Below are 15,529 nucleotides of genomic sequence, written 5' to 3' on the forward strand. Positions count from 1 at the left end.
TCCCCACGCCAGCGCCGGGCCGATCAGCGCGCTGCCACATCGCCATGATCCGGCCCCCCGCCACTGTTGAGCACGCGCACATCGGCCCCATCACGCACGGTCTGCAACCCGGCGATCACCACGTTGTCTTCATCGGCGAGTTCACCGCTGACCTCCACGTAACCCGCTTCCCGCCGGCCGGTGGTGACCTGGACACGCCGGGCCTGGTCGTCGGCAATCACGAACACGTAGGCGCCCGTGCCCTCCTTGAGCACGGACTCCTCCGGCACCATGAGCGCCTCGCGCTCGGCAAGCACCAGTCGTGCGGTCATGAACATGCCGGCACGCAGGCGGCGCTCGTCGTTGTCGAATTCCGCCTGCACGCGCAGGGAGCGGGTAATGGGGTCGATCCGGGAGGCGAGCCGCGTCACTTCGCCGGCGAACACCTCGTCTCCGAAGCCGAGACTGCGGGCCCGCACTTCCAGCCCCGGCACCAGGCCGCTCAGAAAGCGCTCCGGCACGGCGAAATCCAGTCGCACGACACTGAGATCGTCCAGAGTGGTCAGCAGGGTGCCGGGCTCCACATAGGCGCCCGGGCTCACTTCACGCAGGCCGACAATGCCGTCGAAGGGCGCTTCGATGGTGCGATCGCGCAACCGGCTCTCGGCCACTTCCACGCGCGCTTCGGCCGACTCCAGCGCCGCGCGGCGCTCATCCACCTCCGCCTCGGGGACGTCACGCTCTTCGAACAGCGCCACGGCGCGCCGATAGCGGTTGCGGGCATCGTCACGCTGGGCGCGCGCCTCCCGGAGATCCGCCTGCTCGCGCACCTGATCGAGGATGAACAGCGTCTCGCCTGCCTCCACCTGCTGCCCTTCGCGCACCGGCGCCTCGACGATCCGGCCGGCAACCTCGGTGACGATCTCCACCGACTCCCGGGCCAGCATTGTCCCCACGGCCTGCACCGTGTCCTGAACCGTTCTGCGCTCGGCCCGGGCCACCTCCACCGGCATGGGGCCGCCGGGTCCGCGGCCCTCAGGGCCACCCGCGCCGTCCTGGTCCTCCGCCTGTCCCAGCCAGATCCAGCCACCGGCCGCCGCGCCCGCAATCAACGCGACAACCACGATCTGGATCACCCAACGCATTCGGTTCTGCACGACACTTTCTCCGTCTGTGGCTGTCGCAACGATGCAGACAGGCTCACCAGCTCTGAAGAGCGCTTGCGGTGGCCCGCTCCACCGGCGCCATCATGACAGGCATTCGGACCGCGAAGCGGTGAAATGGTTTTGATATGATGGGCTATTAATGCATACCTATAATCGAACGGCAGCATGACCTGCCTGACACCAGCGAACAACCAGGCTAAGACATGATGATTCAACGAGTACGCAATTTCCTTATCGCCGGTCTGACGGCACTGGGCCTGCTGGCGGGGTCGGCCCTGGCAGACGACCAACCCAGAGACATCCTCATGCTGGTCAATACCGAGGAAGACCAGGTCCAGGGTATGGCCATGTCCATGGCCTCCGAGCTGGCACAGCGCGACCACCACGTGCACATCATTCTCTGCGGCGAAGCCGCCGAGCTGGCGCTGGAAGAGAACATCCCCTCGGCCCTGGCGCCGCGGGACATCTCCTCCAAGGAGCTGATGCAGGAAGCCATGAGCTTTGGCGCGACCGTCGAGGTCTGCCACCTGTTCCTCCCCAACAGCGGCTATCGCCAGTACGAGGAAGAGGACCTGCTCGACGAGGTCACCGTGAACAACCCGGAAGAGCAGGCGGAGATGATCTCCGACGGCAACACCCGGGTCATCAGTTACTGAACGGCACAACCGCTTCGGCTCCGGTGCACCGGAGCCGAAGCCAGCCTCTTCAGGCCAGCTCGATCCCCTCCGCGGACAAGCCCCGCAGCTTCGCCGCAATATACGCCTTGTGCGGTACGTAGAGTAGATCCGCGATCTTGCGCACGAGCGCCTCCTGGTGCTTGTTCACATGGCCGTCAGCGGCGGCGACACGCCACATGAGCTCAATGATCCGCTCCTTGCTGCGGGCGTCGAACTGATCGTGGATCAGCGAGGTGAACTCGTAGTAGGACACGGAGCGCTCGATCTCTTCGCGGGCGAGTTGGAGTAGTGTGGCCGTTTCCTCCGCGTCCAGCCCGAACTTCTGGCGCACGGCCCGCTCCGCCGCGGCAGCTTCGTCCGGATCATCACGCCGTTCGACCCGGGTCACCTCAATCAGCAGCGCGGCTGTCGCCAGCTGCAGCCGGTGCTCCTCATCCTCCACGGAGCCCGCCCCGTCCGCCGGCGCGGCCAGGTAATCGGAGAAGAATCGATTGATGGCATCCAGCATGCAATAGCCTCCAGGCGAAGGGGGTGGACTGACCGTTGCCAACCAGGCACATGTGACATATTGCCACACGGCGTGGCACAAAACTGGCGACACAGGGCCGCAAAAGCGGCGTAAACCCGCGCCAATGTGACACCACACCTGCTGGCATGGTTCCTGCTGTAAAGCCTCCTGACGGGCAACCGCCCACCGTTCAACGACTGATGGAGGTCAACATGAAACGACTGATGACTCTTCTTGCCATTCTTCTCATGACTGGCATGTTCGCTCTTACCGCCTGTGAACCCGTCGACGAGGACGAGTTCGAAGAAATGGAACAGGACATGGAAGAGCAGGATGACTTTGGCGGTGACGACGACGACTGGTAATAGCCGCCTGGACGGGCCCGGGATCGCCCGGGCCCGTCGCCTTTAAACGACGCTTTGACGCCCTACCCCAACCCCCACAGACTCTCTCCAGCGACAACTACCAAAAAGCCATCGTTCCTGCTATGGCGACCGGTGGGTAGTTGCCTGACCAACAGTCCCGTGAATGGCATGCGGCCGGGGGAATGGCGCGACGCCCCCTGCGCCCCTTACAGGCTGCCTGGCAAAGGCTGAGGCATTGAAGAATCTGCACCTCAAAACCCTCGCCGCCCTGCTGATCGCGGTCGGCGCCGCAATGATGTGGCACAAGGTCACCACCCTCGGGCTACCACTCACACCGGACGAAGAAACCACAATATGGACCGTGGAGTCCCGAATCAGCATCGATGCGGATTCCGGACCGAGCCAGGTGGACTTCATGCTGCCGACGAACCCGCCCGGGTTCAACGTCCTTAGCGAGGACTTTGTCTCGGGGCGGTTCGGGCTCTCCCGCGACAGCGACGGCATCAACCGCCAGGCGCTGTGGACCACGCGACGGGCCAACGGGCAGCACACCCTATACTACCGCCTGCAGGTTGCCGCCGCCCCGGATGCGGATCGTAACGCCATCGAGGGCGATCAGCCCTCGTTCCCGCCGGTGCCGGAGTACCGCGAACCCTACGGCTCGGCCGCGTTCACGGTGCTGGAAGAGGTGCGACAGGAGTCCGCCGACATCGCCTCGTTCGCCCGCCGCCTGCTGGACCGCTACAACGCCGACAGCCCGGACGAACACATCCAGGTGCTCCGCGGCGGCATCGACAATGAACTGATGCATGTCCAGAACATATCGAACATCCTGGCGGGGGCCCGTATCCCGGCCCGGGTCAGTCATGTACTGAAGCTCCGCGAAGGCATGCGCCGGGCAGGCACCACGCCCTACCTGGAAGTCCACAACGGCACCGAGTGGATTCCCTTCGACCCCCGCACCGGGCAGCGCGGCTATCAGGAGGACCACCTGGTGTGGTACCGCGGCGAGGCGCCCATCGTAAACGCGAGCGGTGCCAGCATCCTCGAGTACGGTTTCTCCTCGGCACGGACCGTGCGCGCCGTGGTGGACGTGGCCGAGCGGCGGGCGGACATCCTCGGTTCCCGGGTGATGGATTTCTCGCTGCTGGGCCTGCCGGTGGACACCCAGAACATCTACCAGACCCTCGTGCTGGTGCCCATCGGCGCCCTGATCGTGGTGCTCATGCGCAACGTGGTGGGCATCAAGACGTTCGGCACCTTCATGCCGGTGCTGATCGCGCTGGCGTTCCGCGAGACGCAGCTCCTGTGGGGCATCATCCTGTTCTCCAGCATCGTCGCCTGCGGGCTGGCGTTCCGGTTCTACCTGGAGCGATTGCAATTGCTGTTGGTGCCCCGGGTGGCGTCGGTGCTGGTGGCCGTGGTGATTCTCATGATGGGCATGAGCGTGGTCAGCCACCATCTGGGCGTCGAGCACGGACTCTCCATCGCCCTCTTTCCAATGGTCATTCTTGCCATGACCATCGAGCGCATGTCGCTGGTGTGGGAGGAGAACGGCGCCCGCGACGCCATTCAGCAGGGCCTGGGCAGCCTATTCGTGGCCGTGATCGGTTACGGCGTCATGAACTATCCACCGCTGGCGCACATCGCCTTCATGTTCCCCGAGTCAATGCTGATCATTCTGGCGGTCATGCTGCTCATGGGCCGCTACTCCGGCTTCCGCCTCACGGAGCTGTGGCGATTCCGGGCACTGTTCCGGGAGCAGCCACGGCCATGATCGGTTTTCTGCGCCGCGTCCGTGAAGCGGAAGTCCTCGGCATGAACCGCCGCAATGCCGAGTTCATCATGGCGTACAACGCCCGGCGCAATTACCCGTTCGTGGACGACAAACTGCGCAGCAAGAAGCTCGCGGAGGAGGCCGGCATCCAGGTGCCAGCCCTGTACGGCACCATTGAGATCGAACGCCAGATTCGGCAGCTCCCGGATATTCTCGCCGGGCGGGATGATTTCGTCATCAAGCCGGCCCACGGCAGCGGCGGCAGCGGCATCCTGGTGGTGGCCGGTAGCCAGCACGGCCGCTACCGGCGGGCCAGCGGCACGCTCATGGACCAGCGAGACGTGGACCACCACGTATCCAACATCCTCAGCGGCATGCACAGCCTGGGGGGACAGCCCGACTGCGCGCTCATCGAGCAGCGCGTCCAGTTCGCCCCCCTGTTTGACGACATCAGCTACCGCGGCGTGCCGGACATCCGCACGGTAGTCTTCCGCGGGGTGCCGGTCATGGCCATGGTCCGCCTGCCCACGCGGCGCTCCGACGGCAAGGCCAACCTCCACCAGGGCGCGGTGGGCGCAGGGCTGGACATCGGCACGGGCCGCACCACCACCGCCGTGTGCCTGGACCGGGACATCAGCGAGCACCCGGACACTGGCGCCCCCATCGCCGGCATTCAGATCCCGGACTGGCACAACCTGCTGATTCTCGCGGCCCGCTGTCACTCCCTGGCGCAGCTGGGCTATCTGGGTGTGGATATCGTGCTGGACCGCATCCAGGGGCCGCTGATGCTGGAGCTCAATGCCCGCCCTGGGCTAAGCATCCAACTGGCCAACCGCACCAGCCTGTTGCGGCGGCTGCGTAGAATCGAAGCCCTCGAGACCATCCCCGACGACGCCGACGGGCGCGTTGCCCTCGCCCGCGAGCTGTTCGTCGAGACGCCGGACTGAGCAACCGGCAGATTTTGTGAACCACGCCTCAGCACGCCCGGATAGTAACGCTGTAATCTCACTCTCAATCAAGGTGAGCTGCGTAAAACAATCCGCCTCCTACCGGCGCAACGGAATGCCGCCGCGGAGGGACCGAATGACTCCACCTCCAAGGGGTCTGAGCGCGTTGAGGCAGGGTTTGACCCCCCTGCCTTCTTTTTTTTGTACCGCGGTTGGTGGACCTGAAGGTCCACCCTACATCTGCCGCGGGACACCTCACGAAGGGTGGACCTTCAGGTCCACCAACACCGAACCTCATCCCGGCCCCGCACTACAGGCGCCAACTGACCCCGACAATTCCCGACCAGCGGCCGCCGCCCTCGACGATGGGGCTGTCCCGCAACGTGCCGCCGAAGAACTCCCTCCGCACCTGCACGATGACACCCATGCCGTCATGACCCCGGTAGCGCAGGCCAAGGCCCACGGTCCGGTTGAACGCGGCCCCCGGCGAATAGGCGGGCCGGCCGATGCTCTCGTCCTGCTCGCTCTCCCGGACGCCGTAGTAGTAATCCGTCATGTCGGCGCTCTGCCAGTCACCGCCGACCGACGGGATCACGACCCAGTCACCCACCGGAACCGGCACCGAGGCCTGCAGTTCCAGCACCTGGCCGTCGTGCCGCCCGAGAAGTTCCTGATAGGCACTGGCCTGCAGACGCAGCCATGGCGGGCCGCCGGAGATCTGCACCCCGCCCTCCGCCGTCCGCCGCCGGGCATCCATCCCCTCAAGCACGGCATCATCGGAGCCGTCGAAGCTCTGCATGTTGGCGCGCACCAGCGCGGCGGTCTGGACGTGCTCGCTGGATGGGCCACGCCAGCCGGCCGCGAGGCCGCGCCAGAACACACGCTCACCCTCGTAGCCGAAAAACGGCACGGGAATCAGGTCGTAGTCGGCGTCGCCGTAGGGTTTGCCGGACACCACGGCGGCCGCCCCCACCGACCACCCGCCCGGCGGGCCACCGGCCTGGGCGGCGACGGGCAGCAGCATTGCCAGGGCAATGAGCAACGGCTGACACGACGGGCGGAGTATTCCTTTACGACGGGCGCCATGAGGCATGTGCAGCAGTCCAGGGTTTGCCGGTTCCGGGTGAAGTCCGCAGCAGTATACCGGTCGGGTTACCCCCGTGAAACGCCCGCCGGTTGCGGGCAGCGCGCCGCTCGGCAACAATGCGGGCTGATTATCGGGCGCGGGTTGTGTCCGGGCAGGGGGATAGAATGCGTTCAACAGGGATTGCGCGAGGCCTGGCGCTGACAGCGGGGCTCGCCACCGCCGGGCCCGCCGTTGCGGCCGAAGTGGAGATCGATGGCCGCCTGCAGGTGGGCTACACCTATTTCCACAGCTCCGGCCAGGGACACGGCGGCACCATCGGCGACGACAAGGGCCAGAGCCGCATCGGTATCGCGGCCCGGCAGACCATCGCCGGTTCCACCGCCGCCATTGGTCGGGCCGAGGTCGGGCTGGACCCGGACACCTTCGGCAACGACGATGACGACAGCAGCAACCCGTTCCGCGCCCGGGAAGCCTGGGTGGGCATTCAGGGCACGGCGGGCCAGCTGCGTGCCGGGCGCCTGCCCGGCGCCTACAAGCAGGCGGGCGGCATCCACTGGGATCTCATGAACGCCACCGAGCTGCAGCAGCGCCGCGCCGGCGGCATGACCGGGGGCGCCTACGGCAATGACGGCTTCATCAACAGCCTGGTGGAGTACCGCACCCACTCGCTTGCGGGCATCGAGCTGCTGGTCCAGTACGGCTTCGACGACCGCTCCGACGACGACGTGGACCGCAGCGGCGACGACCTGCTGGTGGGAGGCATCTACCGTGAAGGGCCGTGGGAGCTGATCGGCGCCTACAGCCGCGACGACAGCCTGCCGGCCGGCGAGAACCGCAACTGGAAGCTGGGCGCCCGCTTCGATACCGGCGAGGCCAGCCTGGCCTATCAGTACGAGAAGGTCCGCGTGCGCGACCAGGTCGACGACGCCAGTGTGGAGCGGGACAGCGGCACGCTCACCCTCAACCCGATCACGCCCGACGAGACCTTCGACTTCGACACCCGGCACCACATGGTCGGCATGAGTCAGACGTACGGCATGCGCATGCTCTGGCTCGCCTGGGGCTACATGGATGCCGACGATGACGATTTCGACATCTACAACTACACCATCGCCCTGAACCGGCTGTTCAGTCAGGGCATGCGCTGGTACACCGGGGTGCAGTACCAGGATCGGGGGCGCGGATACGAAAGCCGCCACCTGACCGTTTTCACCACCGGACTGCGGTTCGACTTCTAGAGCCGGCATGGGGTCACGCCCCCTGGGCAAGGCTGCCTTCAGCGGCAAGCAGCAGACGCTTGCGGTTGAGACCCCAGCGGTAGCCGCCCAGAGCGCCGGAGGTGCGAATCACCCGGTGGCAGGGGATGACCATGGCCACCGGGTTGGCCCCCACGGCCATGCCCACGGCCCGGGCGGCCCCCGGCCGCGCCGCCGCCCCGGCCAGCGCCTGATAGGTGGTGGTCGCGCCGGCAGGCACGGTCAGCAGCGCCTGCCAGACCTGCAGCTGGAAGTTGCTGCCGCGCACGTGCAGGCTCACAGGCCCGTGCCCGTGGGCGGCGTCGAGGAACTGGGTCAGCGGCTGGGCGGTGCGGGCGTGGTCCTGAAGCAACCGCGCACCCGGCCATGCGGCCTGCAGGGTGGCACGGTAAACGCTGGCATCGGGCCGGGCGCCCACGAACGCCAGATGGCAGACGCCCCGCTCTGTCATGGCGAGCCCCACCGGCCCAAAGGGCGAATCGTGACACCCCCAGTGGAGCGTCAGACCGCGCCCGCCGCCCCGCAACTCGCCAGGGGTCATCGCGTGCAGGGTCACCGTGAGATCGTGCAGACGGCCCGGGCTGGAGAGGCTGGCGCCGTAGGTGGCGTCCAGCACCGACTCGCCCGCGGCCAGTCGGTGACTGGCCTCACGGCCCAGCAGGTACTGGAGAAACCGCTTGGGGCTGATGCCCACGTCCTGGCGGAACAGCCGCTGGAAATGCGAGGGCGCGAGCCCTGCCGCCCGGGCCACGTCGTCCAGGCTGGGGCGCGCGTCCACGTGATCCACGAGCCAGTGAATGGCGGCGGCCACGCGTGGGTCTCCGGATGTGGGCTCGGTCGCTGCGTTCATGGCCGTAGTATCACCATGAACCCACGGGGAATGCGACCCGTTTCCTGCTCCACCCGATGGCTTGCCGGGGGATCAGTAACTGGCGGTGCGCCGGCTGGGCTTCTCGTCCTGGGCCTCGGGCTCTTCCGGGCGCACCATCAGCAGGTGAATGCGGCGGTTGTCGGCGCGCACCACCTGGAAGCGGTGCCCTTCCAGGCTCACCGACTCGCCGCGCACCGGCACATGGCCGAACGCATGTGCCACGTACCCCCCGATGGTATCGAACTCGTCGTCACTGAGGCTGGTGCCGAAATGCTCGTTGAAATCCTCCACCGGCGTCAGCGCCTTGATCACGCTGCCCTCCTCCCGGTGACTGAGGATGTAGGTGTCGTCGCCCACGTCATGCTCATCGTCGATCTCGCCGACGATCTGCTCCAGGACATCCTCGATGGTGACCATGCCGGCAACGCCACCGTATTCGTCCACCACCACCGCCAGATGGTTGCGGCTGGCGCGGAACTCCTTGAGCATCACGTCCAGGCGCTTGCTCTCGGGCACGAACAGCGCTGGCCGCATGACTTCGCGCATGTCGAAGCTGGTGGAGACGTTGCCGGCGGAGGCGAACTGCAGCAGATCCTTGGCGATGAGTATGCCGATGACATCGTCACGGCTCTCGCCGATCACCGGAAAGCGGGAGTGGCCGGACTCGATCACCGGTGGCAGCAGTTCCTCGGTGGTGGCGTCACGCCGAACCACGACCATCTGCGAACGGGGGATCATGATGTCGCGCACCTGCATCTCGGAGACGTGGAGCGCGCCCTCGATCATGGCGAGCTGATCGGCGTCCAGCAGCCCGCGCCGCTGCCCGTCCCTGAGAATCTCCACCAGGCTGTCGCGGTCCCGCGGCTCGCCCGAGATGGCCTGGCTGATGCGATCCAGCCAGGAGCGGTGGTCACTGCTGCTACTTCGGTCCTCGTTGCTCATTGGCTCCCGCGCCATTGTGATGGGGGTCAGAGGCTTGCGGTCTCATCCCGGTAGGGATCGGGGATACCCAGGGCTGCCAGGATCTCCCGCTCGAGCCCCTCCATGACCTCGGCCTCCGCCTCCTCAATATGATCGTAGCCCAATAAATGCAACGTGCCGTGAATCACCAGGTGCGCCCAGTGGTCCTGAACGGGTTTGTGCTGTTCATCCGCCTCGCGCGCCACCACGTCGGCGCAGATCACCAGATCACCCAGCTCGGGCGTGGCGTCGAACCCGGGCGGCGCCTCAAACGGGAACGAGAGAACGTTGGTGGCGTAATCACGGCCGCGGTAGTCCCGGTTGAGCGCGCGGGCTTCCTCCGTGCCGGCAATGCGCACCACGACATCGGCCTCGTCACAGCGCCCGGCCAGGGCCGCCTCCACCCAGCGGGTGACGGCGGACTCGTCCGGCAGCGATGGCCCGTCACAGGCCACCTGGCAGGCTACATCGATCATGCGCCGCTATTCCCTTCCCGGGCCTCGCTGATGCGGTCGTAAGCCTGCACGATCCGCTGCACCAGCGGATGGCGCACCACGTCGGCCGCGGTGAAGAAGGTAAAGCTCACGCCCTCCACGTCGCGCAGCACCTCCACGGCGTCACGCAGGCCGGAGGCCGTGCCCTTGGGCAGGTCCACCTGGGTGACGTCACCCGTGACCACGGCAGTGGAGCCGAAGCCGATGCGGGTGAGGAACATCTTCATCTGCTCCACGGTGGTGTTCTGCGCCTCGTCGAGAATGATGAACGACTGGTTCAGCGTGCGGCCACGCATGTAGGCGAGCGGCGCGATCTCGATGACGTTGCGCTCGATGAGCTTGGCCACGCGATCGAAACCGAGCATCTCGAACAGTGCGTCGTACAGCGGACGCAGGTAGGGGTCCACCTTCTGGGCCAGGTCACCGGGCAGGAAGCCCAGGCGCTCGCCCGCTTCCACGGCCGGACGCACCAGCACCAGCCGGCGCACGGCATCGCTCTCCAGCGCTTCCACGGCAGCCGCCACGGCCAGGTAGGTCTTGCCGGTGCCGGCCGGGCCGACGCCGAAGTTCAGGTCGTTGTCGCGAATATTGCGCAGGTAGCCCTGCTGATTGGCCCCGCGACCGCGGATCTCCGCCTTGCGGGTACGGATGACCACCTCTTCCTCGCGCGCCTTCTCGTGCCCTTCGCGCACGCGCTCTTCCACGGCGGAGTCCTGCAGAAACAGGTGGACGTTCTCCGGGGAGAGCTCTTCCTCGGCGGAGGCGTTATAGAGATCCTGCAGCACGTTCACGGCCGCACTCACGGCGGCCTGTTCGCCGATGACGCGGAATCGGTGGGCGCGATTGCTGATCTCGACGCCCAGGCGGCGCTCGACCTGACGCAGGTTCTCGTCGAACTGGCCGCAGAGGTTGGCAAGCCGGTCGTTGTCTGCCGGCTCGAGGGTGAAATCCAGGGCTTCGGGTTGTCCTTTCAAGATCCTGTCACTGACCTCAAGCGGTTACGGCGGTACCGATCGCCGGCTCGTCATCGTGAAAGCCCACCATCTCACCGCGCAGGGAATTGGGCAACGCTTCGGTGATGCGCACCTGGGCGAAGCGTCCGATGAGCCGCGGATGACCGGGGAAATTCACCACGCGGTTGTTCTCCGTGCGCCCCGCGATCTCGCTATCGTTGCGCTTGGAGCGGCCTTCCACCAGCACGGTCTGCACGGTGCCGACCATCGCCTGACTGATCCGCCGCGCGTTGGCCTCAATGGTGGCCTGCAGCCGCTGCAGCCGCTGCTTCTTGATCTCGTGGGGCGTGGCATCCGACAGCGAGGCCGCCGGCGTGCCGGGCCGGGCGCTGTAGATGAAGCTGAACGAGGTGTCGAACCCGATCTCCTCGACCAGATCCATGGTCTCCTCGAAGGCCTCTTCATCCTCGCCCGGGAAGCCGATGATGAAGTCCGAGGACATGCTGATGTTCGGGCGGATCTCCCGCAGCCGGCGCACCTTGTCCTTGAACTCGTCGATGGTGTGGTTGCGCTTCATGAGCTTGAGCACGAAGTCGGACCCGCTCTGCACCGGCAGGTGCAGGTGATCCACCAGCTCGGGCACCTCGGCGTAGGCCTCAATGAGGCTGTCGCTGAACTCCATGGGGTGCGAGGTGGTGTAGCGGATGCGGTCGATGCCGTCGATGGCGGCCACGTAGTTGATCAGCAGCGCCAGATCGGCCTCGGTACCGTCGCCCATTTCCGCGCGGTAGGCGTTGACGTTCTGCCCCAGCAGATTGACCTCGCGCACGCCCTGGTCGGCGAGATCGGCCACTTCGGCGATCACGTCATCGAAGGGGCGGCTGATTTCCTCGCCGCGGGTGTACGGCACCACGCAGAAGCTGCAGTACTTGCTGCAGCCTTCCATGATGGAGACGAACGCCGTGGGGCCCTCGGCACGGGGTTCGGGCAGGCGGTCGAACTTCTCGATCTCGGGGAACGAGATGTCCACCTGCGGTTTACCTTCGCCCCGGGCGCGGTCGACCATCTCCGGCAGCCGGTGCAGGGTCTGCGGGCCGAACACCAGGTCCACGAAGGGAGCGCGCTTCTGGAGCGCTTCCCCCTCCTGGGAGGCGACGCAGCCGCCGACGCCGATCATGAGATCGGGGTTGGCGTCCTTGAGCTGCTTCCACTGGCCGAGCTGGGAGAACACCTTCTCCTGGGCCTTCTCCCGGATGGAGCAGGTATTGAGCAGAATGAGGTCGGCCTGGGCCGGGTCGCTCACACGCTCGTAACCCCGCTCGTCCACCAGCACGTCCGCCATCTTGGCGGAGTCGTACTCGTTCATCTGGCAGCCGTGGGTCTTGACGTAGACTTTCTGGTTCATGCGCCCCGAATAACGCTGTCGCTCAACTAGTTTAGAACCTAGACAAGGCCCTGCCCAGCACCCCGGGAGGACCCATGAATCATTTCAACGGCATAGCCGGCGAAGGGTAACCGGCACCGGGGCGTCACGGCAAGTTTGTCATCGGGATGGTGGACCTGAAGGTCCACCCTACGTGAGGCTGCGGCATGGCACCTCGTTGGCAGGGTGGACCTTCAGGTCCACTATCTGCCCGAGATCCGCCGTCACCCCTCGTCCTTCTGACCGCCTCCCGGGGTCGGTGCCGGTTCGCAATCGGGGTCGTCGAACGACACCGCGCACGCCCGGCCCGCGTCGTCCAGATCCGCCCACGGCTCCCGCGGCGCCTCGACCCGATGGCCCCGGCGCGCGGCGAAACGCTCGTCGTGCAATGCGCGCAGCAACCCCGCGATCATGAGCATGATCACCACGGAAAACGGCAGCGCGGCCATGATCACCGCCGCCTGCAGGACTTCCAGCCCGCCGGCCAGCAGCAGGATGGCCGTGAGCAGGCCGAGCAGCACGCCCCAGAGGATCCGGTGAAAGCGCGGCGGCTCCGGATCACCGCCCGAGAGAATCGTGGTCACCACCAGCGTGCCAGCATTGGCGGAGGTGATCAGGTAGGTGGCGATGAGCACCAGCAGCGCGCCGGAGGCGATGGTGCCGAGCATGCCCAGGTTCAGCGCCTCAACGGTGGCGAACAGGGCAACGGCCTCGTCAGCGCTGACGGCCTCGATGATGCCGCCACCGCCGAACAGCTCGTGATGCAATGCCGTGCCACCCAGCAGACCGAGCCACACCATGGTGATCACGGTGGGCACCAGCAGCACGCCCATGACGAACTCACGGAAGGTCCGGCCACGGGAGACGCGGGCTATGAACATGCCAACGAACGGAGACCAGGCCAGCCACCAGCCCCAGTAGAACACCGTCCACTCGGACTGCCAGCCGTCGTCCCGGGTGGCGTTGGTGTGGAAGGTCAACGCCAGCAGGTTCTGCAGATAATCACCCGCCGCCTCGATGGTGATGCCGATCAGGTACTGGGTCGGCCCGAACAGCAGCAGGAACAGCACCACCGCAATGCTGAGCCAGAAGTTGAATTCGGACAGCCAGCGCACACCACGCTGCACCCCCGAGACGACGGATACCGTGGCAACGCCCATGATTACGGCGGTCACCACGAGCTGGAGGGTCACGGACGAGTCGACACCGAAGACCACGCCCAGACCGGCGTTCATCTGCTGCACCCCGAGGCCCAGGGTGGTGGCGATGCCGAACACCGTGCCGAACACCGCGAGCGTATCCACCAGGTCACCGCGCAGGCCGAGCCGGCGCTCTCCAAGATACGGGTTCAAGGCCGAGCGGATGGTCAGCGGCAGGTCGCGACGGTACGCGAAGTAGGCGAGCACCAGCGCGACAAAGGAGAAGATGGCCCAGCCGTTCAGCCCCCAGTGAAAGTAGGTGAGCCGCAGGGAGACCGTCGCCGCCTCCGCCGAACCGCCCTCATCCACGAACGGGTTGCCCTGGAACTGCATGATGGGCTGCGCCACGGCCCAGAAGAGAATCCCCACGCCAGTCCCCGCGGCGAACAGCATCGCCACCCAGGAAAAGAAGGTGAACTCGGGCTCTTCCTCATCGCTCCCGAGCCGCACTTTCTTGTAACGCCCCATGCCGAGCCAGACCATGAACAACAGCAGAAACGCAACCAGCACCACGTAGTACCATTCGAGGAACGGATCGAGCACGCTGCGCATCGCCCCGAGTGTCTCGCCCAGAGTGTCAGTGTAGAACGCGCCATAGACCATGGCCGCCAGGACGAACAATGTGGCGATAACGGTCAGACGCGGATTCATGCCTTTGAGCGGTCCGCGCTCGGCCTGGTTGTACATGATCGGCTCACCCCGCAGCCTGTGTGGAAAAATCACGGGAAAATGAGCATGATTTCACGGGCAGTCAACCCACGGAGACCACAACATGACCGTTGAACAGCACACTTACTGGCGGCAACGCTGGGAGGAAGGCAAGACCGGCTGGGACCGGGGCGGCGCCAGTCCAGCCCTGCTGCGCTGGCTGGAGGGCGGCCTGATGCCGCCCGGGCGCATTCTGCTGCCCGGCTGCGGCAACGGTTACGAGGTGGACGTCCTCGCCGAACACGGGTTCCGTGTCACGGCCCTGGACATCGTGCCCGAGCCGCTGGCGGCACTGCGCGCGCGGCTTGCCGAACGCGGCCTGGACGCGGAGGTGATCGAGGGCGATGTATTCACCTACACGTCACCGGAAGGCCCGTTCGACGCGGTCTACGAGCAGACCTGCCTGTGCGCTTTCGATCCGGCCCTGCGATCCGATTACGCCGAACGCATCCGCCAGTGGGTCCGGCCCGGCGGCACGCTGTATGCGCTGTTCGCGCAGACGCCCTGGCGCAACGGGCCGCCCTTTCACTCGCCGCCGGAGCAGATGCGGACGCTGTTCACGGATGCGGACTGGGTCTGGCCGGCGGAGGCCGACTTCACCGTGCCTCATGAAGCGGGGTTTCACGAGCTGGGGTATCGGCTGCAACGACGGTAGCGGTGTCTTCCGCCCGCCCTTTCAGCGCGCGGTTCATAGCCTCGAACCCGGCGCGCGTGGGTTTGGCCATGGACCACCACAGCAACGGCAGCAGAATGCCGCTGAACGTCTCGCGCTGGATCAGGCGCGTGCCCCCGTGCTCGTCGTCCTGTTCCAGGAGAAAGCGGTGTTCGCCGTCAAACAGCCCGGGCATGCCGATCCGCCCCAGCCAGCTCAGCTCCTGCGCCGGGAGGGCGCGCAGCACCTCCGGCCGGAACACCATGGCCCGCTTGCCGGGCGGCTCGATGGTGACCGCCAGCCGCGCCGACGTCTCCGCGGCACCGCTGATGCGGGTAATGAACGGATTCCACTGCGGATACGCCGGAAAATCCAGCAGCACCTCCCAGACCGCCTCCGGCGCCGCCTGAATGTGGATTTCCGTGACGATTTCGCGCCGCATGCCCGCGACCTCCCGATTCCGGTTCCCTAAAGCATCTGATTTTTATACAATCGCGCACCTCGCGA

The 15,529-nt window shown here is 66.2% G+C and carries 16 protein-coding genes; 6 read left to right on the plus strand and 10 right to left on the minus strand.

From position 1 onward, the window contains the following. Positions 1-23: 23 nt before the first annotated feature. Positions 24-1,136 carry an efflux RND transporter periplasmic adaptor subunit gene (locus ACNSTU_RS12170; protein WP_290638005.1) on the minus strand — a complete coding sequence of 371 codons (1,113 nt, stop codon included), beginning with the start codon at positions 1,134-1,136 and terminating at the stop codon, positions 24-26. 212 nt (positions 1,137-1,348) lie between these two features. Here ACNSTU_RS12170 and ACNSTU_RS12175 point away from each other — a divergent pair, with 212 nt between their 5' ends. Next, positions 1,349-1,801 carry a DsrE family protein gene (locus ACNSTU_RS12175; protein ID WP_290632190.1) on the plus strand — a complete coding sequence of 151 codons (453 nt, stop codon included), beginning with the start codon at positions 1,349-1,351 and terminating at the stop codon, positions 1,799-1,801. 49 nt (positions 1,802-1,850) lie between these two features. On the opposite strand, the gene ACNSTU_RS12180 is transcribed toward ACNSTU_RS12175, so the two are convergent. Continuing rightward, on the minus strand, positions 1,851-2,330 hold the full coding sequence (locus tag ACNSTU_RS12180) for a TerB family tellurite resistance protein (RefSeq protein WP_290632192.1): 480 nt from the start codon (positions 2,328-2,330) through the stop codon (positions 1,851-1,853). A gap of 212 nt (positions 2,331-2,542) precedes the next feature. Between ACNSTU_RS12180 and ACNSTU_RS12185 the strand changes: the two genes are divergently transcribed. From ACNSTU_RS12185 to ACNSTU_RS12195, 3 genes are all read left to right on the plus strand, one after another. Then, entirely contained in the window at positions 2,543-2,695 is a 153-nt protein-coding gene (locus ACNSTU_RS12185) for a hypothetical protein (RefSeq protein WP_290632194.1), read from the plus strand. Between the two features lie 235 nt (positions 2,696-2,930). Beyond that, positions 2,931-4,472, plus strand: a complete 1,542-nt coding sequence (locus ACNSTU_RS12190) for an inactive transglutaminase family protein (RefSeq protein WP_290632196.1) — start codon at positions 2,931-2,933, stop codon at positions 4,470-4,472. Then, entirely contained in the window at positions 4,469-5,419 is a 951-nt protein-coding gene (locus ACNSTU_RS12195; RefSeq protein ID WP_290632198.1) for an alpha-L-glutamate ligase-like protein, read from the plus strand. Before ACNSTU_RS12190 ends, ACNSTU_RS12195 begins: the two co-directional genes overlap by 4 nt. Before the next feature lie 310 nt (positions 5,420-5,729). Here the strand turns inward: ACNSTU_RS12195 and ACNSTU_RS12200 are convergent, their stop codons facing one another. Further along, positions 5,730-6,461 (minus strand): MipA/OmpV family protein, encoded by a 732-nt coding sequence (locus tag ACNSTU_RS12200; RefSeq protein ID WP_290632200.1) that lies wholly within the window; start codon positions 6,459-6,461, stop codon positions 5,730-5,732. Between the two features lie 209 nt (positions 6,462-6,670). Between ACNSTU_RS12200 and ACNSTU_RS12205 the strand changes: the two genes are divergently transcribed. Next, positions 6,671-7,744 carry a porin gene (locus tag ACNSTU_RS12205; protein ID WP_290632202.1) on the plus strand — a complete coding sequence of 358 codons (1,074 nt, stop codon included), beginning with the start codon at positions 6,671-6,673 and terminating at the stop codon, positions 7,742-7,744. A 13-nt stretch (positions 7,745-7,757) separates the two neighbouring features. On the opposite strand, the gene ACNSTU_RS12210 is transcribed toward ACNSTU_RS12205, so the two are convergent. From ACNSTU_RS12210 to ACNSTU_RS12235, 6 genes are all read right to left on the minus strand, one after another. Further along, positions 7,758-8,612: a methylated-DNA--[protein]-cysteine S-methyltransferase gene (locus ACNSTU_RS12210; RefSeq protein WP_290632204.1), complete on the minus strand. Its 855-nt coding sequence runs from the start codon at positions 8,610-8,612 to the stop codon at positions 7,758-7,760. Positions 8,613-8,684: 72 nt separating this feature from the next. Next, complete coding sequence (locus ACNSTU_RS12215) at positions 8,685-9,575, minus strand: HlyC/CorC family transporter (protein WP_290632206.1); 891 nt, start codon at positions 9,573-9,575, stop codon at positions 8,685-8,687. 26 nt (positions 9,576-9,601) lie between these two features. Further along, positions 9,602-10,069, minus strand: a complete 468-nt coding sequence (gene ybeY / locus ACNSTU_RS12220; RefSeq protein ID WP_290632208.1) for an rRNA maturation RNase YbeY — start codon at positions 10,067-10,069, stop codon at positions 9,602-9,604. Beyond that, positions 10,066-11,061 carry a PhoH family protein gene (locus tag ACNSTU_RS12225; protein ID WP_290632210.1) on the minus strand — a complete coding sequence of 332 codons (996 nt, stop codon included), beginning with the start codon at positions 11,059-11,061 and terminating at the stop codon, positions 10,066-10,068. The genes ybeY and ACNSTU_RS12225 overlap by 4 nt, the downstream gene beginning before the upstream one ends. Before the next feature lie 16 nt (positions 11,062-11,077). Continuing rightward, the gene (miaB, locus tag ACNSTU_RS12230) at positions 11,078-12,445 is read right to left on the minus strand and encodes a tRNA (N6-isopentenyl adenosine(37)-C2)-methylthiotransferase MiaB (protein WP_290638007.1); all 1,368 of its coding nucleotides are present in this window, start codon (positions 12,443-12,445) and stop codon (positions 11,078-11,080) included. Between the two features lie 242 nt (positions 12,446-12,687). Further along, positions 12,688-14,349 carry a BCCT family transporter gene (locus ACNSTU_RS12235; protein ID WP_290638010.1) on the minus strand — a complete coding sequence of 554 codons (1,662 nt, stop codon included), beginning with the start codon at positions 14,347-14,349 and terminating at the stop codon, positions 12,688-12,690. Between the two features lie 85 nt (positions 14,350-14,434). Between ACNSTU_RS12235 and ACNSTU_RS12240 the strand changes: the two genes are divergently transcribed. Next, on the plus strand, positions 14,435-15,025 hold the full coding sequence (locus ACNSTU_RS12240) for a methyltransferase domain-containing protein (RefSeq protein ID WP_290632216.1): 591 nt from the start codon (positions 14,435-14,437) through the stop codon (positions 15,023-15,025). Here the strand turns inward: ACNSTU_RS12240 and ACNSTU_RS12245 are convergent. Then, positions 14,967-15,464: an SRPBCC domain-containing protein gene (locus tag ACNSTU_RS12245; RefSeq protein WP_290632218.1), complete on the minus strand. Its 498-nt coding sequence runs from the start codon at positions 15,462-15,464 to the stop codon at positions 14,967-14,969. The two genes, ACNSTU_RS12240 and ACNSTU_RS12245, sit on opposite strands and share 59 nt — an antisense overlap. Between the last annotated feature and the right edge of the window lie 65 nt (positions 15,465-15,529).

Source organism: Aquisalimonas sp. APHAB1-3 (genome assembly GCF_048323695.1).
Taxonomy (GTDB): Bacteria; Pseudomonadota; Gammaproteobacteria; order Nitrococcales; family Aquisalimonadaceae; genus Aquisalimonas.